Annotated in this window: 19 protein-coding genes; 14 read left to right on the top strand and 5 right to left on the bottom strand. The window is 50.1% G+C overall.

What is annotated here, in order from left to right:
* Positions 1–85: 85 nt before the first annotated feature.
* The 5 genes from DDZ15_RS06785 to DDZ15_RS06765 all read right to left on the bottom strand — a co-directional run bounded on the left by DDZ15_RS06785 (position 86) and on the right by DDZ15_RS06765 (position 3708).
* On the bottom strand, positions 86–547 hold the full coding sequence (locus DDZ15_RS06785; RefSeq protein WP_199222900.1) for a GNAT family N-acetyltransferase: 462 nt from the start codon (positions 545–547) through the stop codon (positions 86–88).
* Positions 548–651: 104 nt separating this feature from the next.
* Positions 652–1776 (bottom strand): serine hydrolase domain-containing protein, encoded by a 1125-nt coding sequence (locus DDZ15_RS06780; RefSeq protein WP_109646320.1) that lies wholly within the window; start codon positions 1774–1776, stop codon positions 652–654.
* A gap of 156 nt (positions 1777–1932) precedes the next feature.
* On the bottom strand, positions 1933–2328 hold the full coding sequence (locus tag DDZ15_RS06775; protein ID WP_109646319.1) for a hypothetical protein: 396 nt from the start codon (positions 2326–2328) through the stop codon (positions 1933–1935).
* Between the two features lie 553 nt (positions 2329–2881).
* Positions 2882–3304, bottom strand: a complete 423-nt coding sequence (locus DDZ15_RS06770) for a Dabb family protein (RefSeq protein ID WP_109646318.1) — start codon at positions 3302–3304, stop codon at positions 2882–2884.
* A gap of 101 nt (positions 3305–3405) precedes the next feature.
* On the bottom strand, positions 3406–3708 hold the full coding sequence (locus DDZ15_RS06765; RefSeq protein WP_109646317.1) for a hypothetical protein: 303 nt from the start codon (positions 3706–3708) through the stop codon (positions 3406–3408).
* 501 nt (positions 3709–4209) lie between these two features.
* Here DDZ15_RS06765 and DDZ15_RS06760 point away from each other — a divergent pair.
* The 14 genes from DDZ15_RS06760 to DDZ15_RS06695 all read left to right on the top strand — a co-directional run bounded on the left by DDZ15_RS06760 (position 4210) and on the right by DDZ15_RS06695 (position 25478).
* Positions 4210–5265, top strand: a complete 1056-nt coding sequence (locus tag DDZ15_RS06760; protein WP_109646316.1) for an efflux RND transporter periplasmic adaptor subunit — start codon at positions 4210–4212, stop codon at positions 5263–5265.
* A 14-nt stretch (positions 5266–5279) separates the two neighbouring features.
* The gene (locus DDZ15_RS06755; RefSeq protein ID WP_109646315.1) at positions 5280–8585 is read left to right on the top strand and encodes an efflux RND transporter permease subunit; all 3306 of its coding nucleotides are present in this window, start codon (positions 5280–5282) and stop codon (positions 8583–8585) included.
* A 10-nt stretch (positions 8586–8595) separates the two neighbouring features.
* Positions 8596–11616, top strand: a complete 3021-nt coding sequence (locus tag DDZ15_RS06750) for an efflux RND transporter permease subunit (protein WP_109646314.1) — start codon at positions 8596–8598, stop codon at positions 11614–11616.
* 1264 nt (positions 11617–12880) lie between these two features.
* Complete coding sequence (gene mraZ, locus DDZ15_RS06745) at positions 12881–13345, top strand: division/cell wall cluster transcriptional repressor MraZ (RefSeq protein ID WP_109646313.1); 465 nt, start codon at positions 12881–12883, stop codon at positions 13343–13345.
* Complete coding sequence (rsmH, locus tag DDZ15_RS06740; protein WP_109646312.1) at positions 13329–14273, top strand: 16S rRNA (cytosine(1402)-N(4))-methyltransferase RsmH; 945 nt, start codon at positions 13329–13331, stop codon at positions 14271–14273. Before mraZ ends, rsmH begins: the two co-directional genes overlap by 17 nt.
* Positions 14273–14725, top strand: a complete 453-nt coding sequence (locus DDZ15_RS06735) for a hypothetical protein (protein ID WP_109646311.1) — start codon at positions 14273–14275, stop codon at positions 14723–14725. The genes rsmH and DDZ15_RS06735 overlap by 1 nt, the downstream gene beginning before the upstream one ends.
* A 7-nt stretch (positions 14726–14732) precedes the next feature.
* Positions 14733–16880, top strand: a complete 2148-nt coding sequence (locus tag DDZ15_RS06730) for a penicillin-binding protein (protein WP_109646310.1) — start codon at positions 14733–14735, stop codon at positions 16878–16880.
* Between the two features lie 8 nt (positions 16881–16888).
* Positions 16889–18379, top strand: a complete 1491-nt coding sequence (locus tag DDZ15_RS06725) for a UDP-N-acetylmuramoyl-L-alanyl-D-glutamate--2,6-diaminopimelate ligase (RefSeq protein WP_109646309.1) — start codon at positions 16889–16891, stop codon at positions 18377–18379.
* Positions 18379–19515: a phospho-N-acetylmuramoyl-pentapeptide-transferase gene (gene mraY, locus DDZ15_RS06720; protein WP_109646308.1), complete on the top strand. Its 1137-nt coding sequence runs from the start codon at positions 18379–18381 to the stop codon at positions 19513–19515. The genes DDZ15_RS06725 and mraY overlap by 1 nt, the downstream gene beginning before the upstream one ends.
* A complete protein-coding gene (gene murD / locus DDZ15_RS06715) occupies positions 19512–20873 on the top strand; it encodes a UDP-N-acetylmuramoyl-L-alanine--D-glutamate ligase (RefSeq protein WP_109646307.1) in 1362 nt (453 codons plus the stop codon). Before mraY ends, murD begins: the two co-directional genes overlap by 4 nt.
* Before the next feature lie 71 nt (positions 20874–20944).
* The gene (locus DDZ15_RS06710) at positions 20945–22138 is read left to right on the top strand and encodes an FtsW/RodA/SpoVE family cell cycle protein (protein ID WP_109646306.1); all 1194 of its coding nucleotides are present in this window, start codon (positions 20945–20947) and stop codon (positions 22136–22138) included.
* A 9-nt stretch (positions 22139–22147) separates the two neighbouring features.
* Positions 22148–23308: an undecaprenyldiphospho-muramoylpentapeptide beta-N-acetylglucosaminyltransferase gene (gene murG / locus DDZ15_RS06705; protein ID WP_242978912.1), complete on the top strand. Its 1161-nt coding sequence runs from the start codon at positions 22148–22150 to the stop codon at positions 23306–23308.
* Positions 23305–24720, top strand: a complete 1416-nt coding sequence (gene murC, locus DDZ15_RS06700) for a UDP-N-acetylmuramate--L-alanine ligase (RefSeq protein ID WP_109646305.1) — start codon at positions 23305–23307, stop codon at positions 24718–24720. The genes murG and murC overlap by 4 nt, the downstream gene beginning before the upstream one ends.
* Complete coding sequence (locus DDZ15_RS06695) at positions 24717–25478, top strand: cell division protein FtsQ/DivIB (protein WP_146198534.1); 762 nt, start codon at positions 24717–24719, stop codon at positions 25476–25478. Before murC ends, DDZ15_RS06695 begins: the two co-directional genes overlap by 4 nt.
* Positions 25479–25502: the final 24 nt, after the last annotated feature.

The raw sequence follows: 25502 nt of genomic DNA, 5'->3' as shown, positions 1-25502 counted from the left end.
GGATCGTTTTTGGAAGCAGGATTCCACTTGGCTGCGTGATTATAATACTCTCTATCTGCCCAATCGTGCTGCTATCGAATTGGCTTTATATCTTAAAATATGTGAGTATCTCATCCCCATTATCGTCATATGTATTTGATGGCTGCCATCCCAGATGTCTGTAAAAGCCATATGCTCTGATTTGTGGGTCAGATGAAGCCGCAAGCCACAGTTCAGAGAGTCCTGCAGAAAATAACTCTTCCATAACTTTGGACAACAAATGACGCCCCAAACCAGCACCTTCGTACTTTGGAAGCAAAGCCAAAACCAGGATCTCCCCTGTTTGCGTATCACCGAAACAATAACCAACGATTTCTCCCTTTTCTTCGGCAACTACACCGATATATTCACCCTTCTCTAGTTTTATAGCCCATGCTTCTTCCGTAACTCCGATTGCTATTAGTGTCGCTCTGTCAATCGGATTATCCCGTGTTAACCCGCGGATTTCGGTACACCGATTGAGGTCTTTAGGTACAGCCTTTCTGATGTTATTGTTCATTTTTTTCATCACTTGATATCACCTTGTTAACATGTTTTCCTCTGCTTCACAACGAGATGTCGGCTGCGGGGTGCCGGCGGATATCCTATCCAATGGGTTACCCGTTTTTTAATTTAGTTATTCTTTAGCATAAGTCCGGCAAGCGGGTGCAGTATCTCCTGCCTGAAATCTTCATTGTAATCGCAGTTGGCTAACAGTACCAATCCTGTCTCTTCTTCCGGTATCATCAGCAGGTAGCTCCTGTACCCCTTATCGCCCCCATAGTGGCCAATGGTTGCCCGGGATTCCAGGGTGCCCAATTGAAATCCCAAACCAATGTACGGATAGGCACGAAAATCCGGCTGGGTCATCTGTGTAAACACGTTCTCACCGTTATTTGCAATCATCGATTCCATGAACGAAATCATCCACTTGCTCAAATCCGATGCTGATGAATTCAGCGTACTGCTTGCGCCGTGCTCTCTGGTATAGGGATATGTTTTCCGAACATAAACATTTCCGGTGAGCCAATTTTTTGAGTGAGGAGATGTTCTCAGCGAGTCGGGAATCAGATAATATCTGAAATCACTGCCGCTCATTCCATTCGGGTCAAGAATATGTTCTTTCACATAGAGTTCAAATGACGTTCCGGTTACTCTTTCGATAACATAGCCCAGGATGTTGTATGCCAGATTACTGTAGTGATATTGAGAGGAAGGGTCCATTTCGGGTTTCAGGTTCAGGCTCAGAACATACTGCTCCAGACTCCGGTCGGACTGATGATTATTTCCCCACTCATAGCTGGAAACATCGGGCAGCCCCGAGGTGTGGTTCAGCAGCTGCCGGATCGTTATCTCTTCCACCCGTTTGTCACTGTACCTCAAATTGGGAACCCGTGCCGGCAACCGATCATCCAGGGAAATCCTATTCTCTTCAACCAGCATCATGATGGCCTGCGCCGTAATCAGCTTGCTGATGGATGCCGTATGAAAATTTGAAAATTCCGTCACCGGAAGCGTATCCTGAATCGTTTTTATTCCATACCCCTTTGCGTACCTGATTGAATCGCCGGATACCAGTCCAATGGCAAGCCCCGGAATGTTATACCGGTTCATTGTACTGATGACCAGTGAGTCAACACGATCCGTAAAGTCATTATTGGATGGACTTCTTTCAATATGCTGCTCAAATCCCTGGCACGATACCATGATCCAGCTCAGGAGTGACAGAACGATAATGAATGAGTACTGTCTGTTCATCGGTTATCAGGTAAGCCGTTTATGGAATGGCAGGTTTACGGAAAGATCACCATAATCCACACGACAACAACCTACAAAGACGTAATGGCAGTAGTAAAAAAACAGGTAAGCACTGAAATGGATGGAATCATGCATTGTCGACTGTTTATTCTATTTCTATGCCTCTCTCCTGTTTCCCAGTGCTTTCATGACAGAATAAAGTGTGGTTAAAAGCCCCCAGACGAACAGGAATATAAACCACTGGACCACTTGTGTTGTGCGAATAATCGCACTGCTTTGTCCCTGCGGATAATCAAGCAGCTGTTCGTTCGACTGGATTTCATGTATGGTTTCAGGAAAACCAAATGTATGCAATGAAGGCGTTGAGGGGAGCATAAACCACAGTACGATGGATAGAAAGCCGATCAAAACGATATTGATCTTAAGCTCGGATATTGCTTTTTCCAGTTCACTCTCTTTCCTGCCTTCCCAAAACCTGAACCCCATTGCAAGAATGATCGCAACGAGCAGGGCCGGTCCGAATATGTAATAGAAATCAGAATCCAAAAACATGATGGCTGGGTTTAGAGTTGCTAAGTTATGGACGCCTGACATTCCCGTACCGGCTCTTACGCCACTTATTGTGTCTCCATAATAATTTATAGATGCATGCAAGGCAAGCAGATTCAATATTTTGCCGTTAGAAAAGAGGGATCACATGGATTGATGGCCCATTCGCCTGAAGGCACCGTTTACTCGGTTCAGATTAAATGAATAGTCTTAAAAGAGAATACTAAAATTTGACTGCACTTTGGGTGGTTATTCAATAGAAAAAATTACTTGAGGTTAGAAGACCTTCTTACACACGGCTCTATGAGGATATTCACTATCACAAGACATCATTTTATATCTTAAAGATCTTAGATTAAGTACAATAACATATAATTATACAATTTCGGAATTTCGGAAAACCGTATAAACCAGTTAAATAAAAGTTTAGAATGCCTTTAATGGCAAACAAGATCGGGTTTTGGTTACATAAAATGACTGCAGGACAGATAAAAGAGTTAAATAAAATATCCTCAGGTTCGTCTATTCGTAATTGAAATCAACCCATCTACTCACTTCACCTCGCCCAATAATCCACCACCAGTACATCCTCCAGGTGCGGGCTCAGGATCTCCACAAAGGCCTGGTGAGCGGGGTGCGGCAGGTAGATGTCCCGTCCCTCCTCACTGTCGAAGGTCACGATAAAGCAGTGGGTAAAGCCTTGATCGAGCCCTTCGGGACTGTTGTTGATTCCCCATTCAAAATCCCGGATCACGTCAATCTGCGAAGGCAGGGCTGCAAAGGCCTCTTCGATGCGCTCAATATCTTCAGTAGTTGATGTTTCGGTGAATTCAAAAAGAACCACATGCCGCAGCTGCCGGGTTTCTTCGATGACGGTATTGATTTCTTCAGTTGAATCGGTTTCTGCGGAACCTGACCCGGAATTACAGCTCAGGAGTATGAAAGACGACAGAATCAGTAGGTGAGTGGTGGGTTTCATAACGATTATTTAAAGTGTTGGGGTGTTTGGGTTGCCGGTATTTGGGAATACATTGATGGGTTGAGCCATAAAATTATGTTGGATGGAGAGATGGCTGGGTGTTATGATTTAAATATGTCAAAAACGGCCTGCATCCCACCCTCTGCGAAGTTGACTGCAACGAAAGGAACCAATCCTCCAATCACCAATCCCCAGAAAAGGGAAAAAACAAGCGGATTTTCCGCTTTCTCTTTCGAGGGCCAGAATGAATTTGTATAGGAAGCCAGAATCAATGCAACCATGGTTAGCAGTGCGACATAATATCCAAATACAGGAGAGGCCTGTGAGCCCAAATACGCAGTGATCGCGATCAGAAGCGTAAACAGTAAGGATGCCTTTTTTGGTTTTACCGGTTTTTTAAACATTTGTACCGTATTAAAGTGCTTATGTGTTTACTTGTCAATGTGTTGGATTGAGGGCATTTGGCAATCGGATGAAGGCACGGGTTCAAAATGAATCTTTCCGTCGGGAGTGTTTGGTTGCTGGGTGTTTTGAGCTGAAAATGTCAAAGGCGGCCATCATACCTCCACCTGCTCAGTTAACCGGGGAGAAAGGCCCCACCTTTCGATCACCAAACCTCAGAATAGTAAAAATCTCCCGCTTTTCTGTGCATAAATGTATGCACCTGATTTTTCGTATTCGGGATTCCAAAACCAATTTTCCGGGGATTTTCACTTCTTTAATGAGTTTTTGGTGCTCTCATCCTTCTGTTTCAGGGAAGCTTGGCAGCGGACATACAGCCTCACGCTGCTCTTTTAAACAGATCTGTGGGTAAGGTTGAACTGCTCCTGTAACAAACATGTCGTCGTCTCGTACCATGACGCGTTACAGGATCCAGATTATGATTTAAATTCAATAGTACTCACATGACGTTTACCAGGAATCTCCTCTCTTTGGCCCTGCTGCTGGGCGCACTCTTTACCCTTCAGGCCTGCAGCAGCAACGGAAACACTGAAGACAACACGGAAGATGACATTCCGATTATCCCGGTTGAGGTATCATCCGTTAGCCGGGGCGACATCTCAGCCTACTACTCCAATACCGCTACGCTCGACGCCGAGCAGGAAGCCACGGTGGTTTCAAAAGTCCGCGGCATCATCGAAACGCTTCATGTGGAAGAGGGCGACCGGGTTCAGGCCGGACAGGTTATCGCCAAAATCGAAGATGATCAGTATCAGATAGAGGTCAATCGAGCCAAAGCCACCCTCGACCGGCTTGAAAGCGAGTATCAGCGAAACAAGAGCCTGTTTGAACGCGAGCTGATTGCTGCAGAGGTATATCAAAACGCTAAGTTTGAATATGAGTCGCAGAAAGCGACCTACGACCTTGCCGTCCTCAACCTTGAGCATACCTCAGTACGTTCTCCCATCTCTGGCGTCATCTCCATGCGATACGTAAAAAGTGGGAATATGGTGACGATTGACCAGCAGCTCTATCGCGTATCCGACTTTAGTCCGCTGCAGGCAATTCTTCACGTTCCCGAACATGAGATGTCAAAAATTAAGAAAGATCAGCGGGTGGAGCTCCGTGCCGACGCTATCCCGGGCGAAACATTTGTTGGCCATGTGGAGCGGACCAGCCCGGTTGTGGATTCAGAAACCGGTACGTTTAAAGTGACCATCTATGTTGACGAGACACAGGGTCAGCTGCGGCCCGGCATGTTTGCACGGGTTAAGATTGTGTACGACACGCGCCAAAACACCCGGATGATCCCCAAATCGGCCGTCATATCGGAGGATCTCTCAAACAGTGTATTTGTGATACGGGATTCGCTCGCGTTTAAAAAATCGATCCAGACCGGGTACACCAACGGATCGAACGTGGAAGTAATCGGGGGACTGGATGACGGTGAGATGGTTGTAACCATCGGCCAGACAAGCCTGCAGGACAGCTCCAGAGTCAGCGTTATTGATCGTATATAGGAAGCGGATAACTTATGAAACTCATTGACATATCCATCCGCCGGAAAGTAACCATTGCTATGTTCACCGTGGGCGTCATCCTGTTTGGGATGGTTTCCCTCTCCCGCCTGAACGTTAACCTTCTTCCCGAGCTCAGCTACCCTACCCTTACCGTCCGAACCGATTTTGAGGGTGCCGCTCCCGTTGAAGTTGAAAACCTGATTACCAAACCCATTGAGGAGGCTGTGGGTGTGGTAAAAGGCGTTCAGCAGGTTCGATCCATCTCACGCGCCGGTCAGTCGGATGTGGTGCTTGAGTTTGCCTGGGGGACGGACATGAGCTTCGCCAATCTGGACGTAATGGCCAAGCTGGATGCGGTTAACCTTCCGCTTGACGCTGAGAAGCCGGTTACACTCCGGTTTGATCCCACGCTCGAGCCGATTCTGCGCTACGCTCTCTACTATGACAATGATTTTCCTGAGGAAGAAGAGCAGGTATCCCCATTTGATTTTGCTTCACAGCAGGACCTTTCAAGTCCCGATGCCATATCGCGTCTGAAGGGTCTGCGGGTACTGGGTGATGAAGAGCTGAAGAAAAACCTGGAATCCGCTCAGGGCGTCGCCTCTGTAAAGATAAGCGGGGGACTCGAAGAGGAGATTCAGGTGAATATCGATCAGCAGAGGCTCTCCTACCTGAATATTCCGATTGAGTCTGTCGCACAGATTCTCTCGGCCGAGAATGTGAACCTCTCGGGAGGTCGGCTGGAGGAGGGCGCACAACAGTACCTGGTTCGAACGCTGAATGAATTTCAAACGGTAGATCAGATTCGAAATGTGGTTGTCGCGAGCGATTCCGGTAACGTGATCTATTTGAAAGATGTAGCGGATGTGGTTCAATCCTATAAAGAGAGGGAGGCGATCACACGACTGAACGGTGCCGAAGCCGTAGAGATCGCCATCTATAAAGAGGGCGATGCCAATACCGTAGCCGTTGCCAACGCGGTAAATGAACGCATGGCAGCCATTCAATCCATTCTGCCCGCCGGCATGAAGCTCGTAAAGGTGTATGATCAATCCGTATTTATCTCATCGGCGGTGAATGAGGTAAGGAATGCAGGGATCATCGGGGGTATACTGGCCGTGCTGGTTCTCTATTTTTTCCTCCGCAATTTCTGGACCACCGTCATTATATCGGTCTCCATTCCGGTATCCATCATCGCCACTTTCAACCTGATGTACGGCAACGACATCTCGCTGAATATCATGTCGCTTGGCGGTATCGCGCTGGGCATCGGGATGCTGGTGGATAACTCCATCGTGGTACTTGAAAATATTGCGCGCCACCGTGAACAGGGCAAGGGCATCGTGGAAGCGGCCCGCGAGGGAGCCGGTGAAGTGGGTATGGCCGTGATTGCATCCACTCTGACCACCATCGCTGTCTTTTTTCCGCTTGTTTTTGTTCAGGGAATTGCGGGTCAGCTTTTCCGGGATCAGGCGCTCACTGTGACATTCTCACTTCTGGCATCCCTGGTTGTCGCCATCACCCTGATCCCCATGCTCTCATCCATCGGCGGGGACAAAAAAACGCTTGATCCGCTGGACCTGAAAGAACCCCGGACACGGTTGGGGCGCGGCCTGCGGGCAGTGAGGATGTTTCTGTTTTACACCGTGCCCACAGCGTTTACAAAACTGTTTAAATTTATCGCACGATGGGTATCGACCATCACTCGTACCCTTTTTTCGCCATTTGTGTATGCTTTCGACAAGAGTTACAAATTCACCGAGAAGCGGTACACCTCGCTGCTGAACTGGTCATTGAATCACAAAGCCGTTGTTTTAACCTCCGCTCTGATCATCTTTGCCGGTTCCATTGCCCTGGTGCCCCGGATCGGCGTTGAGCTCATTCCGCAGCTATCCCAGGGAGAATTCTCCGTGGAGTTCCAGCTCCCTCCCGGCACCCCGATCGAGCAGACCGATCGTGCACTCAGAACCGTTCAGGAATCTGTCAGGTCGTATGACGACGTTCGCACCACGTTCGCTGTTGCAGGAACCGGGAACCGGATGGACGCCAACCCGAACCAGGGCGGCGAAAACTGGGGACAGTTAAATGTGACGCTCGCTTCCGGTGCAACCTCCGCCGAGGAAGAGCATACCATGGAGAAGATGCGTGCTTCCCTGGGTCAGATACCGGGCCTTCAGTACAAGTTTGGCCGGCCTGAACTCTTCAGCTTCAAGACACCGATTGAAATTGAGATCAGCGGTTTTGACCTGAATGACCTCAAACGAGCCAGCGATGCCGTTGCTGCCCGGCTGTCGGCCAACGACCGCTTCGCGGATGTAAAAAACACCATGGAAACGGGAAGTCCCGAACTTCAGATCCATTTTGATCGTGACCGGGCCGCTGCTTTCGGGCTGCAGGTGCACGAAGTGGCAGACCGTGTGGTGAGTAATGTGCGCGGTGATGTAGCCACCCGGTACTCCTGGAGAGACCGGAAAATCGATGTGCTCGTCCGGGCCCGGGAGTCAGACCGTGCATCCATCGACGAAATCACACGGTTGATTGTAAATCCCGGAAGCGACAGACCAATCCCGCTCAGTGCCATTGCAAGCGTTGAAATTGCAAACGGGCCGGGCGAAATCAGACGTGTTTCCCAGCAGCGTGTTGCCGTTGTGTCTGCCAACCTGAGCTATGGCGATCTGGGTGAGGCTGCCGGTGAGGTACAGAGCATCTTATCGGAAACAGCCATGCCGGCCGGTGTATTTGCGGATATTGGCGGACAGAACGAGGAGATGTCCGACTCGTTCCGTTCCCTGCTTTTTGCTCTCTCCCTGGCCATCTTCCTGGTGTACCTGGTGATGGCGTCCCAGTTCGAATCCCTGCTGCACCCGTTCATTATTCTGTTCTCTATCCCGCTGGCGCTGGTCGGAGCGATTCTCGCTCTCTATGTTACCGGCAGTACAATCAGCGTTGTGGTCTTTATCGGGCTGATTCTGCTGGCCGGTATCGTTGTTAACAACGCCATCGTCCTGATCGACCTGATCAACCAGATGAGAAGGAAGGGAACCGAAAAGATTGAAGCCATTATGGAGGGCGGGAAGTCAAGGCTGCGTCCCATTTTAATGACCACCCTCACGACAACGCTTGGCCTGCTGCCGCTGGCGATCGGCTTTGGCGATGGTGCCGAATTGCGTGCACCCATGGGTATCACGGTCATCGGCGGATTGCTGGTATCGACACTGCTCACGCTGGTTGTTATTCCGGTGATGTACGCCATCGTGGATCGCAAGCAGTATCCTACGGGTACGGACACCGATACTGTAAACGGAACGGAAACAGCCTAGGAAGGGCACCATGCACATAACAGATCTTTCGCTGCGCCGCCCCGTCACCACCCTCATGGTATTCGTGAGCCTGGTGGTGGTAGGCATTATTGCGACACGGCTGGTGCCACTCGAGTTTATGCCCAATATTACGTTTCCGGGGGCTTTTATTGATCTTCCATACCCAAACTCCACGCCTACCGAGACCAATGAAACCATTGCACGGCCCATTGAGGAGGTTCTTGCCACATTGAGCGGTGTTGACCGCATCAATTCAAACTCAGGGGAGGACAATGCGGGTGTGGTTGTCATTTTCAAGCAGGGAACCGACATCAACCTGAAGGCCATTGAGATAAAAGAGAAGATCGAGAGCATTAGAAACCAGCTGCCTGATGATTTCGAGTACTATTCAATCAATAAATTTCAGGATGGCGATGCCCCTACCCTTCAGCTGCGGATCTCCAGCGACCGGGACCTGTCGAATGCGTATGAACTCCTCAACCGCAATCTCAAACAGCGTATTGAACGTATTCCGGGTGTTGGCCAGGTAACGCTGTATGGTGTTGAGAAACGGGAGATACGGGTTGAACTGGATCCGGCCCGCATCACCGCATACGGCATCAACCTCAATGAGCTCAGCAGTACAATCAGCCAGGCTAACTTCTCTGTGTCAGCAGGAAAAATTACCGATGCTGGACTCCGATATATGGTGCGTCCGATGGGTGATCTGCAGGGCGTAGAAGATATCGAGAATATTATTATTGCCGATAACAATATCCGGGTAAAAGATGTTGCGACCGTAACCTACACCACTCCGGAACGGAATTATGCCCGGCACCTTGACCGGAAATATGCGGTGGGCCTTGACATTACCAAAGAGTCCACGGCCAATACGGTTGAGGTAGTGGATCTTGTTCTTGCCGAAATCGATGAAATTGGTGACCGGCCGGAAATGCAGGGTATTGAGATCTATCAGATGTTTAACCAGGCAGACGGTATTCTGAGCTCTCTTCGCGAACTCTTCAATGCGGGCATGATCGGCGCCCTCTTCTCGCTCCTCGTTCTCTACATCTTTTTGAGACACGCCGGCACGACCATGATCGTCGCCACTGCCGTGCCGTTTTCAATCATCGTTACACTGGGATTCTTCTTTTTCCTGGATATCAGCCTCAACATTCTGTCCATGACGGGCCTGATGCTGGCCATCGGTATGCTGGTGGATAATGCCGTTGTGGTCACGGAGAATATCCATCGCTATCAGCGGCAGCTGAAGGATCCCAAAAAAGCAGCCGCCCTCGGAACAAAACAGGTGGCCGTTGCCGTCACCGCCGGTACGCTTACGTCCATCATCGTGTTCCTTCCAAATGTGGTGAATGAGAGCTTTGTTTCCCAGCACATGTACTATATCGGTATGGCGATCATCATTTCGCTGATTGCGTCCCTTGTGATCTCCCTTACGGTGATCCCGCTTCTTACATCAAATATTAAACCTCCCAAAAAGTCTGAAAAGCAGACTGCCATCGACAACATGTCGGATAAATATTCCGCTTTGCTGGGATGGCTGCTCGAGCGAAGAAAACTCTCCGTTGTACTGATCACGCTGCTCTTTTTCAGCGGTGCGATTCCGCTTTCCATGATGAGTGTTGATATGTTCCCGCGCGTTGAGGAGCGGAAACTGGAGCTGCAGTATAACCTGAATTCAGCCTACACCCTTGAAACGGTCAAAGAGTCCGTTGATCGCATTGAGGGGTACCTTTACAGCAACCAGGAAAAGTTTGAGATTGAATCCGTTTATACCTACTACCAGCCTGAATACGCGAATTCGTCCATCAACCTGATAGCGGACGATGATGCCGAAAAGTCTGTCACCCGGATCAAGGAGGAGATTGAAGCAAATCTTCCGGAAATCGCCATTGGCGAGCCCGCTTTTGAGTATATCAACCGTAGCGGCGGTGAACAGGTCCGGGTATTTGTGCAGGGTGAGTCGATGGATGTGCTGGAAGAACTTGCAGAGCAGGTAGAGTGGCGTCTTGGCCAGATGGAAGGTTTTGCGGATGTTAGGTCGGAAGCCGAATCAGGCAGCGATGAAGTGCGGCTCACCGTGGATCATAACCGGGCACGGAATTTCGGGCTCACATCGGGAGCCGTTGCCAATATGGTATCGGGCGCCATGCGGGGGCAGACGGTTCAGCGAATCCGCGGACCGGAAAGTGAAATTGACGTGGTTCTGGCGTTTCAGGATGTAAACCGGCAGACGCTGGATGATCTCAAAGATCTGCCCATATCCGTGGGTGACGACCAGACCGTAAAACTGGCCACGCTGGCCACTTTTGAGCAGAGTCCCGGATCAGGGCGCATCTTCCGTGAAAACCGCAAAACCTCGCTGGGTATTGCCATCAACCTGGAAGGGATCACCTCCGATGAGGCGAGGGGAAAAATTTCCGGAGTGATGGACCAAATGGTCTATCCCGCCGGGTACTCATGGAGCTACGGACGCAGTTTTGGCAACGACCTGGAAGCAATGAACGTGATGCTTTTCAATATTGCTATCGCTTTTTTTCTGATCTATCTGATCATGGCATCGCTCTTTGAATCCCTTTTGTACCCCACGAGTGTATTGTCCTGCATTCTATTTGGTGTGGTGGGCATCTTCTGGTTTTTCTTTATTACCGGCACTAATTTTGACTTGATGGCCTTTATCGGAATTCTGATTCTGATGGGAATTGTGGTGAATAACGGCATCGTATTGATCGACCATATCAACCACCTGCGGGGTGAAGGCCTGTCCAGACGCGATGCGGTGATTCAGGGCGGAAAAGACCGGATGCGTCCCATTCTGATGACGGCTGCGACGACCGTTCTTGGCCTGATCCCCCTCTGCCTGGGCACCACCCAAATCGGTGGTGAAGGCCCCCCCTACTTTCCGATGGCCAGGGCCATTGTTGGCGGTCTCACATTTTCTACAGTTGTGACGCTGATTGTTCTGCCCTCTATCTATGTTATTCTGGATGATATCAGTATTTGGGCGAGACGGATTATTCGGGCCGCGTAGGTGCAGGGTGCAGGGTATTCCGAAGGATCGGGACTGCGCTCCGAGCCGAAGGCGATTCCCAAGAAGTGAACTGCACGCAGCAGTCAACTACGCTATCTACTACGCTGAAGCTTTGTAGATCAGGAAAGCTTCATTGACCAAGGGGTGCAGTATTGGAAATTTCTCTGAGATCGACAATCAACAATCTCCAATCAGAGATCACTCACCCGTCTCACGTTTAACGTCTGATGTCTTAATACTCACTACTCTTAACTCATCACCCATCGTCCATCACAAATCATTCCCGGAACCCCCTCGATACACATCCAGGCTTTGATCAACATCAGGGCTCGGGGTTGGAATATTGGCACATACACACCCCGGGTTTTACCCGGGTCTATAAATATTCAATACCTCCGGTGTTGGGTTCAAGATTTGCCCTCCTGCCCTCTCGGCGCCGGATAATCGAATGAACTACACCTGATTTTATGCACCGCCACTGACTTTCCTCACGCATTGTCATCCCGACCGAAGTCGAGGGATCTCCAATTACCAAACCGGGATGGATCTTCAACAAACCCTAATGCCGCAAGACTTCTAGCTTCACATCGCTCATCACTCATCGCCCATCATCCATCATAAATCATTCCCGGAACCCCCTCGATACACATCCAGGCTTTGATCAACATCAGGGCTCGGGGTTGGAATATTGGCACATACACACCCCGGGTTTTACCCGGGGCTATAAATATTCAACACCTCCGGTGTTGGGTTCAAGATTTGCCCTCCTGCCCTCTCGGCGCCGGATAATCGAATGAACTAGACCTGATTTTATGCACCGCCACTGACTTTCCTCTCGCATTGTCATCCCGAGCGAAATCGACGGATCTCCAATTACCAAACCGGGATGGATCTTCAACAAACCCTGATGCCGCAGGCTTCAGGCTACGTATCGCTCATCGCCCATCGTCCATCGTCCATCACTCATCGCTCATCGCAAGCCTTTCCCTCCCACTACTCCCCACCGTTCACCCACTTTGTCAAAAAATTCTCTTCAATAGGGCTTTAAAGCACTTTTTAGACACTTTTATGCAACATAAATAAATCGCATTTAAAAATTTATTTGCATTCCTTGCATTTTTTCTTGACATATATGGGAACAATAACCTACTTTGTGGGACGATGTGGGGAGTAGTGGGGAATTAATTAGCAAGATTCCCGACCATTCAACGAACCAACAGCTCCCGGGAAGTTTTAGCAATCACAGACCAGGATCAACTAATCCGTGCCAAGTTTTAAAGGGGAATATGAACACAGCGTAGACAACAAGGGCCGCGTTGCTTTTCCGGCCAAGTTGCGTAAAGCTGTCAGCGCCGACGCCCAGGAGCGTTTTACCCTGCTCCGCGGCCAGGATTCCTGTCTCCATCTCTATCCCCAGGATGAATGGGAAAAGGTAGAGGAACGCCTGGACGAACTGAACAGCTTCTCCCGCAAAGGCCGGCTCATCAAACGAAATTTATTACGCTATGCCGAGGATATCACCCTCGACAAGCAAAACCGCATCTCCCTGCCGGGCCACCTGAAAGAGTGGTCGGGTATCTCCGAGACGGCCATTTTTATTGGCAGCGGTGAGCTGATTGAGATCTGGGCTCCTGAAAAACTCACGATGCAGGATGACGAACAGGATTTTGAATCGTACCTGGATGTTATGGAACAGGTAATGGGTGACGGAGATGCTGAAGGAGATTAAGATGACCACATATCATCCCCATATCCCCGTTCTGCTCCAGGCGTCAGTCGATCACCTGGTTACGGACACCAGCGGTATTTATATAGACGGCACCCTTGGCGGCGGCGGACACAGCAAGGAAATTTTGTTGCGCCTCGACGGCAATGGCGTATTATATGGTGTGGATCAGGACAGCGAAGCCCATGAGGCGGCTGCCCTGAATATCGGCGATGATGATCGTTTTGTACCGGTAACGGGAAACTTCGGTTATCTCTCAACACTTATTCCGGCTGAGCATCATGGTAAGATTGACGGCATCCTGCTCGATCTGGGCGTTTCAACCCACCAGATCAGGGATCCCGAACGCGGGTTCAGTTTTCAGCACGATGGTCCGCTCGATATGCGCATGAGCGATATGAGCGGCGTTTCCGCCTATCAGGTAGTGAACGACTATCCGTACGAAAAACTGCGCGACGTTATTTTTCACTACGGTGAGGAACGGCTGAGCCGTGAAATTGCTCGCGAAATCATTGCGCAGCGTCCCATTGAAACCACCGGTGAGCTGCGAAACGCCATTGAGAATGTTGTTTACGGCCGGCATACCATCAAATCGGTAGCCCGCGTATTTCAGGGCATTCGCATTGAGGTGAACAGAGAGCTGGACGTGCTGAAGCAGGTACTGAAAGCTTCGCTCGAACTGCTCAGACCCGGCGGACGCATCGTTGCGATCTCCTACCACTCCCTGGAAGACCGTCTGGTGAAGAATTTCTTCAGAAGCGGAAATTTTGAGGGTAAGGTTGAAAAAGACTTTTACGGCAACCCGTTGTCGCCCATACGGATGATCACCCGGCACATCATTGTGCCTTCCGAGGAAGAGATTGAGCGGAATCCGGCGGCCAGAAGCGCCAAAATGAGGGTTGCGGAGAAAACCGGGGAGGATACAGCATAATGCTCGTAACCTCTCCACAGACAAAGAAACAGGTAAAACCCAATCGCAGGGTGTTGTCGGGCGGAACGCCGGCACAGCGCAAGCGAAAAACCATTTTTCAAAAAGGACCTATTACAGGCGGCTCTTCCCCAACGCATGGAAGACGCATACATCAGGATACCCCTAAAAAGAAAAGGACCCTTCCGGCTTTTACCCCCTGGAAGGTAATTCTCGCAAGCTTCTTGATCGGAGTTTGCGGGATTCTCTATATCGGTCACGTTTTCAGTACACAGCAGACCTTGCTGGAAGTACAGAAGCTCGAAGCCGATTACAACAAAGCCATGCGCCTCTACAACGAGCAGCGTCTGGCTTACGACCGCCTGGTAGGTCCCAAAGAGATCTACCAGAAAGCGCAGGAAAAGGGATTCGTAAACGCGGGTCCCGCCGACCAGATCATTCACCTTAAACCGTAAATTTTGAATGAACGAACGCACAGTGATGATGGGGCGTATGTTTTTTATGCTGGGGCTTCTCCTGCTGCTCCCCACTGCCATTCTTGTGCAAATTTTACGGCTTAACGTACTCGAAGGGGATGAACTGCAGGAACTCTGGAGCTCCCAGGCTATCGAAACCATCTCCATTCCCGCCCAGCGCGGTAATATTTATGATGCAAACGGCTCCCTCCTCGCAACAAATCAGGTTATTTATAAGGTAGCTGTCGACCCCTATGCACCCGGAACAACCCGCGATCAACTGAAGCAGGTTGCCGATGTGCTCAGCGATCATACCGGCCGCCCTGCTTCATGGTACAGCAACCGAATCCGCCAGGCAACACCCGGCAACCGCTACATCGTACTCGAGCGAAGCGTTGGGGTAAGTGCGTATGAAGACCTTCGCGAACTGAGCGTTCGGGGAGTGATCCTGGAAGAGGAATACAAGCGCAGCTACAACTTCGGATCGCTGTCTGCCCATATCCTGGGTTTCGTAAACCACAATATTGAAGGGATGACCGGTCTTGAATCGAGCTACAACGACATCCTGAAGGGCCAGAACGGCCTTCAGCAGGTACGAAAAGACCGCAGCAACCGTATTTTCGCCTATGTTGGCGCACCCCGCAAGCTGCCCAGGCAGGGGCATTCGCTCCATACCACCATGGACGCGTATATACAGGCGATTGCCGAAGAAGAACTGGAATCAGGGATTGAACGGCATATGGCCAATTACGGCTCCGTAATCGTGATGGACCCAAAAACAGGCGCTGTCAAGGCGATGGCCAATTATCCCACCTACGACCCCAACTCTCCCGCCGGTGAATCCAGTATCAACCGCAGAAATTTTGCCGTTTCCGATCTGATTGAACCCGGATCCACCTTTAAGCTGGTAACCGCTGTTGCAGCTGTTGAGCAGGACATATTTGACAGCGATGAGATCTTCGAAACGCCGGAAAACGGACGTAAAATAATCAATGGGCAGATGATGCGTGATCATGATCCGCTGGGTAACCTTGACTTCACCGGAGTGATCGCCAAATCATCGAATATAGCTACATCCGAGCTTGCAATGCGCCTGGAACCGAACCTGTTTTATCAGTATGCCAGGAACATGGGTTTCGGCACGCCAACCAATATCGACCTTCCCAACGAACCGGGAGGAAAACTCCAGCGTCCGTTCGAATGGAGCGGTGTTACGCTTCCCTGGATGTCGATCGGTTATGAGGTACAGGTAACCCCCATGCAGCTTGCACAGGCCTATGCCGCTTTTGCAAATGAAGGTATAATGATGCGGCCTTATATTGTTGATAAAATCACAGATGAGTACGGAAATATAGTCAGGCAGACGAAACCTGATCCTGTCCGCACAATTGCCAAAAAAGAGACCATAGAAAAACTGCTGCCCGTGTTCCGCGAGGTGGTCAGCGACTCCGGAACCGCAGAATGGGCCTCCGTACAGGGTCTGGATATCGCAGGCAAAACCGGGACGGCACAGAAACTGATCGACGGCCGCTACCAGGCAAAATACAGGGCCTCTTTTGCAGGATTTTTCCCGGCAGAGGATCCGGCCTACGTTATCCTGGTGATTCTGGACGAACCCAGAACCAGCATTTACGGAGGGTTTACAGCAGGATCCATTTTCCGTGAGATTTCTACGCGTATTGCGGGTCTCGATAACAGACTTTACAGAAGGTTGCCCGGCAACCGGATAACACTGAACCGTGAGCAAACCGTTGTTCCCAATATCACCTGGCTGCAGGCTGACCATGCAAAAGAGTTGCTTCGGGATTCCGGTATACCGGCAAGGGTATCGGGCAGCGGATCCTATGTTGTGGAACAATCGCCCGCCGCCGGTGAAAAAATTGACGGAAACACATTGTTGAATCTGAAGTTGGGAGAAGTAGCCCCGGATTCCATACCGGACGGGTATGCCATGATTCCCAACCTGAGAGGCATGAACATGAGGCAGGCTACAACCCTCCTGCTGAGTTCCGGGCTCGATATTGAAACAATAGGTTCAGGAACCATTTACTCACAGTTTCCCCGGGAAGGCGATCTTATGCGGCAGGGGCGAACTGTAACCGTAAGGGGGCTGGCAAAGCCAATGACGGAAGCCGCAACCATTGCATCGAATTAATCAGTAAGATGACCTATAGCGAACTCATATCATTCTGCAACCCCATGTCGGTTCAGGGCCGTGCCCCTGAAACCCTTGGGAATCTGCGAAATGATTCGCGCAGTGTGAAGCAGGGCGATATTTTTATTGCAATTCGCGGTCTTCAGGTCGACGGCCACTCCTACCTGGAGGATGCGCTGGAGCGGGGAGCCTCCGTTCTGATCACTGAAGAGGAATTTGATGTGCAGAAGGAGAATGTAGCGGTGATTGTAGTTCAAAACACCCGAAATCTTCTGTCGCCGCTGGCTCAGAAAATGGCCGGTGATCCCGCTAAAAAACTCAGAATCATTGGAATTACGGGAACTAACGGGAAAACTACCGTTGCAACGCTCGTGTGGCAAGCACTGCGCTATCTGAATCAACCGGCTGCGCTGCTGGGCACCGTATCCAAACGAATCAATGACGAAGAGATGGAGAGCCGGCTTACCACGGCGGATCCCATTGAGCTAGCCGACGATATGAATAAAATGGTGAAAGCCGGCTGCACCTACCTGGTTATGGAAGTATCCTCCCATGCACTTCACCAGGGACGCGTTATCGGCATAGACTTTGAAGTGGCTGCCTTTACAAATCTTTCGCACGATCACCTCGATTACCACTCTTCCATGGAAGAGTATGCGGCTACAAAAAAAATACTTTTTGATAATCTGAGCGATACCAGCTGGGCGGTTATCAACGCAGACGACCGATATGCGGGTTTTATGGTTGATGATACGCAGGCCAAGGTGCTGGACATCTCTCTGAGGGGAAGTGCGCTGATCAATGCAATTGTCGAGGAAGCATCGGCAGAAGTGACCATTGTCGGCGTTGAAGGCGTTAAGATCCACTCTCCCCTGGTCGGCCAGTTTAATGCGTCAAATATTGTACAGGCGCTCATTATCTGCACCTCACTGGGATTTGACGGCAGAACCGTCGCCGAACAGCTGAGCAAATGCAAGGGTGCCGAAGGCAGAATGGAGAGAGTTTCCATAAATGGCGATGATCCCGACCTGCCCATCATCTTTGTGGATTATGCACATACTCCCGATGCACTCGAAAATGTGGCTTCCACACTGGCAGGACTTAAAAGTTCAGACCAGCAACTTACCGTAATCTTTGGCTGCGGCGGCGACCGCGACCGGACCAAGCGTCCCAAAATGGCCGCCGTTGCCGAAAAATATGCAGACCACGTTACGGTTACTTCGGATAACCCCAGATCAGAGGATCCCGATGCCATTATACATGAGGTTGTTACCGGCTTCTCGGACGGATATAGCTACAACACCGTAACATCACGGAAAGACGCCATTCACACGGTGATATCCGATTCGGACGGCAATGACATTATCCTGATTGCGGGCAAAGGCCATGAAACCTACCAGGAGATCAACGGAAACCGCGTTCATTTTGATGACCGGGAAGAAGCAAGCACTGCACTCTCCTGGAAACGGGGTCAGATTAAAAACAGCGAGGTATATTGATGCTGTATCATCTGATGAACTGGCTTGACGAGATGTACGACCTGCCCGGGTTCGGGGCCGTCGATTTTATTACCACCCGTACGGCCTTTGCCGCCGCCACGGCCCTGATTATCAGCCTCATTATCGGCAAGAATATCATCAACTGGCTTAAAAGAATGCAGCTTGGTGAGGTGATTCGGGAAGATATCGGCCTGGATACCCATCTCAGCAAAGCGAATACTCCCACAATGGGCGGAGTGATCATCATCCTCGCCATTGTGATACCCGCCCTTCTCTGGATGAATCTTTACAGCATCTATACGTGGATGATCGTTTTCGTAACGCTAATTCTGGGTATCGTGGGTTTTGTAGATGACTATATTAAAGTAGTAAAACGGGATAAATCCGGCCTTCACGGGTGGCTGAAAATTGGCGGACAGGTCTTTGTAGGACTTGTGCTTGGTGCAACGCTCTACTTCTGGCCTGATTTTCAGGAGTTTAACACGTTATCGACGGTTCCCTTTCTGAAAAATGTAAATATCGACTACGCCTTTCTGGGCGAATCGATCGGATGGCTGATCTATATCCCCCTTGTCATTTTTATTATCACTGCAGTAAGTAACTCGGCTAATCTTACGGACGGACTTGACGGACTGTTATCCGGAACATCTGCCATAGCAGGCCTTATTCTTGGAATTTTTGCCTACGTATCCGGCCGCGTTGACTTTTCCGGGTTTCTGAATATCATGTATCTGCCCGGCTCCGGCGAGCTCACTATTTTTGCCGCCTCCATGGTAGGCGGTTGCCTCGGTTTTCTATGGTATAACTCCCATCCCGCGTCCGTTTTTATGGGCGATACGGGTTCATTGGCCCTGGGAGGCGCACTGGGTGCATTGGCGCTCATGATCCACAAAGAGCTTCTGCTGCCCATTATTTGCGGAATTTTTATGGTCGAGACACTGTCGGTCATCATACAGACAACCTGGTTCAGATATACCAGAACCAAAACAGGCATTGGCAGGCGCATCTTTCTTATGACGCCCATCCACCATCATTTTGAGAAACAGGGTTGGCCCGAATCCAAAATCGTTGTACGGTTCTGGATCGTTGCCATTCTGCTTGGAATCATCAGCCTCTTAACCCTCAAACTGCGATGATGGATGTAGCTGGAAAACATATCGTTATTGCCGGAGCTGCCAGAAGCGGTGTGGCCGTGTCCATTTTGCTAAAGAACCATGGTGCTGAACCCTTTCTGACCGATTACGCCGACATTGATCACTCCGTAATTGAACGGCTTGAACGTGAGAACATCCCCTTCGAATCGGGAGTTCACAGTGAGAAAGCGATGCAGGGTGAATTTCTGGTACTGAGTCCCGGCGTCCCCTCCCAGTCTCCCATAGCCAATAGCTATCGCGAAAAGAACAGGGATATTTTTTCTGAAATTGAGGTTGCAAGCTGGTTTAACCGTTCCCCGATTGTGGCCGTTACCGGAACCAACGGAAAAACATCCGTTACCAGCTGGATGGCACACACCTGGAAAACAGCCGGGCTTGACTATGTACTTGCCGGCAATATTGGCCGCGCATTCTCGGAAGAAGTTGAAAAGACGTCTCCCGACCGGTATGCACTGCTTGAGGTGAGCAGTTTTCAGCTCGACCACATCGATACATTTCATCCGGATGTGAGCATGATTTTGAATATCACTCCGGATCACCTGGACCGGTACCAGAAATCATTTGACCTCTACGCGGCCTCCAAATTTTCCATTACAAAAAACCAAACCAGAAAAAACTGGTTCATCTACAATCACGACGACCCGGTACTCAGAAAATTCGCCCGACAACTTTCAGAGCGGGATAACGCGCCCAAAATGCTTGGATTTTCTGCGATATCAGAACTGCCGGCCGGTGCCTGGATTAAAGACGGACACCTGATACTTAAAATCAACAATCAGACGGATAACCTCATGCAGATACAGGATCTAGCACTTCCCGGAAAACACAATTTATACAACAGCATGGCTACTGCGCTGGCGGCACGCGCATCTGAAATCAGCAATGAATATATCCGTGAAAGCCTGATGAGCTTTGAAGGCGTTGCCCACAGGCTGGAAGCCGTTCGAACACTCGACGGTGTACGCTACATCAATGACAGCAAGGCAACCAATATCAATGCGGCCTGGTATGCGCTCGACAGCTTTCACGAACCGATGACACTGATTTTGGGCGGCCGCGATAAAGGCAATAATTATAAAGAACTGGAATCACAGGTCCGCGAAAAGGTCCACACCATTATCTCTATCGGTGAGGCCAGAGAGGCTATCCGGTCACAGCTTGGCCAGGCGGTGCCCAACCTGGTAGAGGCAGACAGCATGAAAGAAGCGGTTAAGCTGGCACGTAAAAGCGCAAAACGGGGCGAAATCGTGCTTCTGAGCCCTGCATGTGCGTCATTCGACATGTTTGAAAATTATGAACACCGCGGAGACGTGTTTAAGGAAGCCGTACTTGAATTATAAGTGAAAAGGCGAAAGACAGATTTGAGACGCCAGACAACAGACAACCAACCACTGACAACTAACAACTAAACTTGCACTATACCACACCAAATAGCAAAGTAGGGTCCATCTTCGGCACGACGAAGGAAGAGCTGGATACTCCCGTGCAGGGCAGCGACCGCGTAATCCTGGTATGCGTTTTTGTGCTGATGATGTTCGGTGCCATGGCGGTCTACTCATCGATTGCGTACTTCGCGCAGATGCACGGAACCACAGCTGGTGCACTGGTAGCAGGTCACATGGTGAAGCTTGCAATTGCGTTTATCGCCATGATACTGGTATCGAAAATGAGCTACACCGTTCTTGCACGGTTCAGCCGTATCGCCGTGATATTCAGCTGGCTTCTGCTTTTTGCGGTTATGATATACGGTGATCTTGTTTTTGGAGCTAGGCGGGCACTGTCGATTGGTGGCTTTTCCTTTCAACCGTCCTCTTTTGCAGCCGTGGCACTGATCATACATGTAGCCGTTCTTCTGCACGAGAAGCAGGGTTACATCAAGGATTTCAAGCGCGCATTTCTTCCCATACTGATCTGGGTAGGCGCCACCTGTCTGCTCATCGGTCTGGAAGATCTGAGCAGTGCAGCACTTCTGATGGGAATCTGTATTTTTATGATGTTTGTGGGTCGAATAAGCACAATACAAATTGCCGGGTTGGCTTTGATCGGCGTTATCGGGGCATCCTCCCTGATTATGAGTTCACCGGAGCGTCAGAGCCGCATTACGCAGTATGTCTCCCAAATCACCGAGATCAACAGCACTGAACTCGAGTCGGCTGAAGGCTATCAGGCCCAGCAGGCGCACATCGCCATTGCCCGCGGACAGCTGATGGGGGTTGGAATCGGGAAGAGTACGCAGCGTGATTTTCTGCCCGCACCCTATAACGACTTTATTTTTGCCATCATCGCGGAAGAGTACGGCATGATCGGATCGTTTGGCCTGATGATCATTTTTGTGGTGATCCTCATACGCGGCGTCGCGTTTATTGCGCGTCAGGCTCCGGATGCGCTCGGTACCCTTATGGCCCTGGGCGCCACCCTCATGATTACACTGTATGGATTTGTGAATGCAGCCGTTGCGACAGGACTTTTTCCAGTAACAGGCCTCCCGATGCCCTTTATCTCCTATGGAGGCACCAGCATGCTTTTTGCCGGCGTAATGGTTGGCATTCTGCTCAACATTTCGAAGTACAACCGCCAGATTCAAAACAGATTTTATAACGGCTGACCGTAACCTATGACAACAGCTGCAATGGACATATCATCTACAGACACCCTCACCGCTGCCGGCACTCCCATTCGGGTATTGCTGGCAGCCGGTGGCACGGGTGGTCATGTATACCCTGCTATCGCCATTGCGGATGCCGTTAAGAAAATGCATCCCTCCGCAGAAATTCTTTTTGTTGGAACGCGCGACCGCATGGAGTGGCAAACCGTTCCAAAAGCGGGTTACGAGATCAGAAGCATCTGGATCAGTGCTTTTCACAGAAGGCTGACACCTCAAAATCTTCTTTTCCCGGTAAAGCTTTCGGTAAGCCTGATTCAAAGTTATTCGATACTGAATTCGTTTGCACCGGATGTGGTAGTGGCGTGCGGCGGTTTTGCATCAGGCCCGATTGGGTGGGTTGCATCCAAAATGAATATACCGGTTGTGCTTCAGGAGCAGAACAGTTACCCCGGTGTTACGAACAGAATGCTGGCCAAACACGCTGCAGCCATCTTTACCGCTTTTGAACAGGCTGAAGAGCATCTTCCGGGTGACAAAGTAATTCTTTCAGGCAATCCCGTTCGAAAACGGCTCTCGGCCGTCAGCAAAGAGGAGTCGCTTGAAATGTTTGGATTTTCAGGCAGCAAAAAAGTGCTGCTTGTCCTGGGAGGAAGCGGTGGTGCTCGGGCCATCAACAGTGCCATGAAAGAAAATCTTGAAGAGCTTCACGACTGCCTCGATTTGCAGATTATCTGGCAGTGCGGCGAAAAATACCACAGTGAACTCAGCAGTGAATTGGAGAACAAAGATTATCCCAACCTCAGGCTCCTGCCCTACATTGATAATATGCCCGCTGCCTACGGTTCAGCCGATCTTGTGCTGACCCGCGCCGGCGCAAGCACATGCAGTGAACTGATGCTTTTGGGGATGCCTGCTATACTGGTGCCCTCACCCAATGTAGCGGGAAATCATCAGGCAAAAAATGCAAGCGCCATGGTACAGGCCGGGGCCGCTGAAGAGCTCAGAGAGGAGAATTTGTCAGAAAATCTGAGTCAGGTCATCAAAAAAAGAATCTTTGATGACGAGGCACTTACAGAAATGAGGAAGGCCATGAAATCTCTGGCCAGGCCTGATGCGGCAAAGGTCATAGCAAAAGAAATTTTCACACTAGCCGGTAAGGAAACGCAATGAGCAATAAAATTCAGACACAACCCGTATTTGGCCGCACCCGACAGATCCACATGGTAGGGATCGGCGGGATCGGTATGAGCGGGATCGCGGAAATACTGCTTTTAAGAGGATACAGCGTAACGGGTTCCGACAGCAGCCTGAGTGAGACCACCGCACGGCTTGAAGAACTGGGAGCCAAAATTTTCAGGGGGCATGATGCATCCCATATTGAAGGTGCCGATGTGGTTGTTTACACAAGCGCTGTTAAAGCCGACGAAAATGAGGAAACCCGCGCCGCGCTTGAAAAGCAGATTCCCGTCATCAAGCGTTCCGAAATGCTTGCCGAACTGATGCGTATGAAGTACGGCATCGGGGTTGCAGGCACCCATGGCAAAACCACTACCACTACTCTTGCAGGACACGTTGTTCAGGACGGCAATTACGATCCCACCATTGTCGTTGGCGGACGCGTGCACAGCTTTGACAAAACCAACGCGGTAGTAGGCAAAGGTGACATCATTATTGTAGAAGCGGATGAATTTGACCGCACCTTTCTGCGCCTATCTCCCTCAATGGCTGTGATCACCAACATCGAAGCTGAGCACCTCGATATTTACAAGGATCTTGAAGATGTCTGCAATGCATTCATCCAGTTTGCCAATAAGGTACCCTTTTACGGAGTGGTTATTGTTTGCCTCGACAACCCCACGGTTCGCAGCATACTGCCCGAAATCAAACGACGCACCATCAGTTACGGATTTACCCCGCAGGCACAGGTGCGCGCCATCAATGTGCGACAGGACGGGTTCAACAGCCGGTTTACAGTGCTTTTTGAAGACAACGTTCTGGGAGAAGTAGAGCTGAAAGCTCCCGGTGAACACAACATCAAAAATTCGCTGGCGGCCATTGCTATCGGACTGGAACTGGGAATGGATTTCAGTGATATAAGGTCCGGCCTGGAGCGTTTTCGGGGAGTTTTCAGAAGATTTCAGCAGAAAATGGACGACCGGGGAGTATTGGTAATTGACGACTACGCCCACCATCCCACCGAAGTTCAGGCCACTATTGCAGCAGCCCGGGACGGGTGGAAAGACCGTAGAATTGTAGCCGTATTTCAGCCTCACCTCTACTCCCGCACGCAGCAGATGTACCAGGAGTTCGGGCTCTCTTTCTTTGATGCCGAGGTTCTTGTTGTTACGGATGTGTATCCCTCCAGGGAGAAACCCATCGAAGGCGTAAACGGAAAGCTGATTGCCGATACGGCCAAAACCTACGGCCATAGGGATGTTCATTATGTACAGGATAAAACCGGACTCCCGACGAAACTGAAAGAGATTGTAAAAGAAGGTGATATCGTGATAACCATGGGTGCCGGCGATATCTATACGTACGGTGAAGAATTTGTAAAACAGATGAAAGAAAGTACATCGTGACCGCAAAAAAATCACATAGTGCTAAACAACGATCCCTGCCGCTCAACCTGATGAGCTGGTTGGCTGCGGTGTGCTTTATTGCGGGCCTTGCGGTAATTGCGGGCTTCTACCTGGAACAGAATACCCGGATCCATGCAGTTGATTTCAGCGGCAACTACTACACGGATTCCGAAGACCTTGCTGATGCCATCGAGCCGGTTTCACCGGTGAACGAACTCGCCGACAGTGTAGACTATACAATTTTGTTTGACACCATCCGGCCTCTCCCCTACGTAAATGAAATCAGTGTAAGCATGAATTTCAGGGGCAGGCTCACCTTTATTATCAATGAATATGAGCCCATGGGCCTTATTGTGGACGGCTCCGAGAGGATGTATGTATCGGAAGATGGAATTTTGCTGCCCGTTGTTCCGGGCAAGGCAAAAGACGTTCCACTGGTATACGGTTTTCGCACATCCACCCCCGGCGACTCACTGAGCGGTAAAGCATGGAATGAGATGGAGTCATTTCTGACTGAAGCGAAAAAAAGTACGGTAAACTGGTCAACCCTGAGCGAACTGGCCTGGAATGAGAATGAAGGCGTTGTTGCGCTGAGCCATGAAAACGGGGTGAAACTTGTATTTGGACACGAACAATTTTCTGAGCGCCTGGCACACTGGGAGCTCTTTTATACAGACGTCATTACACATGAAGGAATCGACAGTTTCAGACTGATTGACCTGCGGTTCCGCAACCAAATTGTTACACAGCAATCGTAAACAAACATTGATATTTAGCAATCA

The organism is Rhodohalobacter mucosus, from assembly GCF_003150675.1.
Taxonomy (GTDB): Bacteria; Bacteroidota; Rhodothermia; order Balneolales; family Balneolaceae; genus Rhodohalobacter; species Rhodohalobacter mucosus.
Note: the sequence above shows the minus strand (reverse complement) of the source record. Positions and strands in the feature narration are given on the sequence as shown.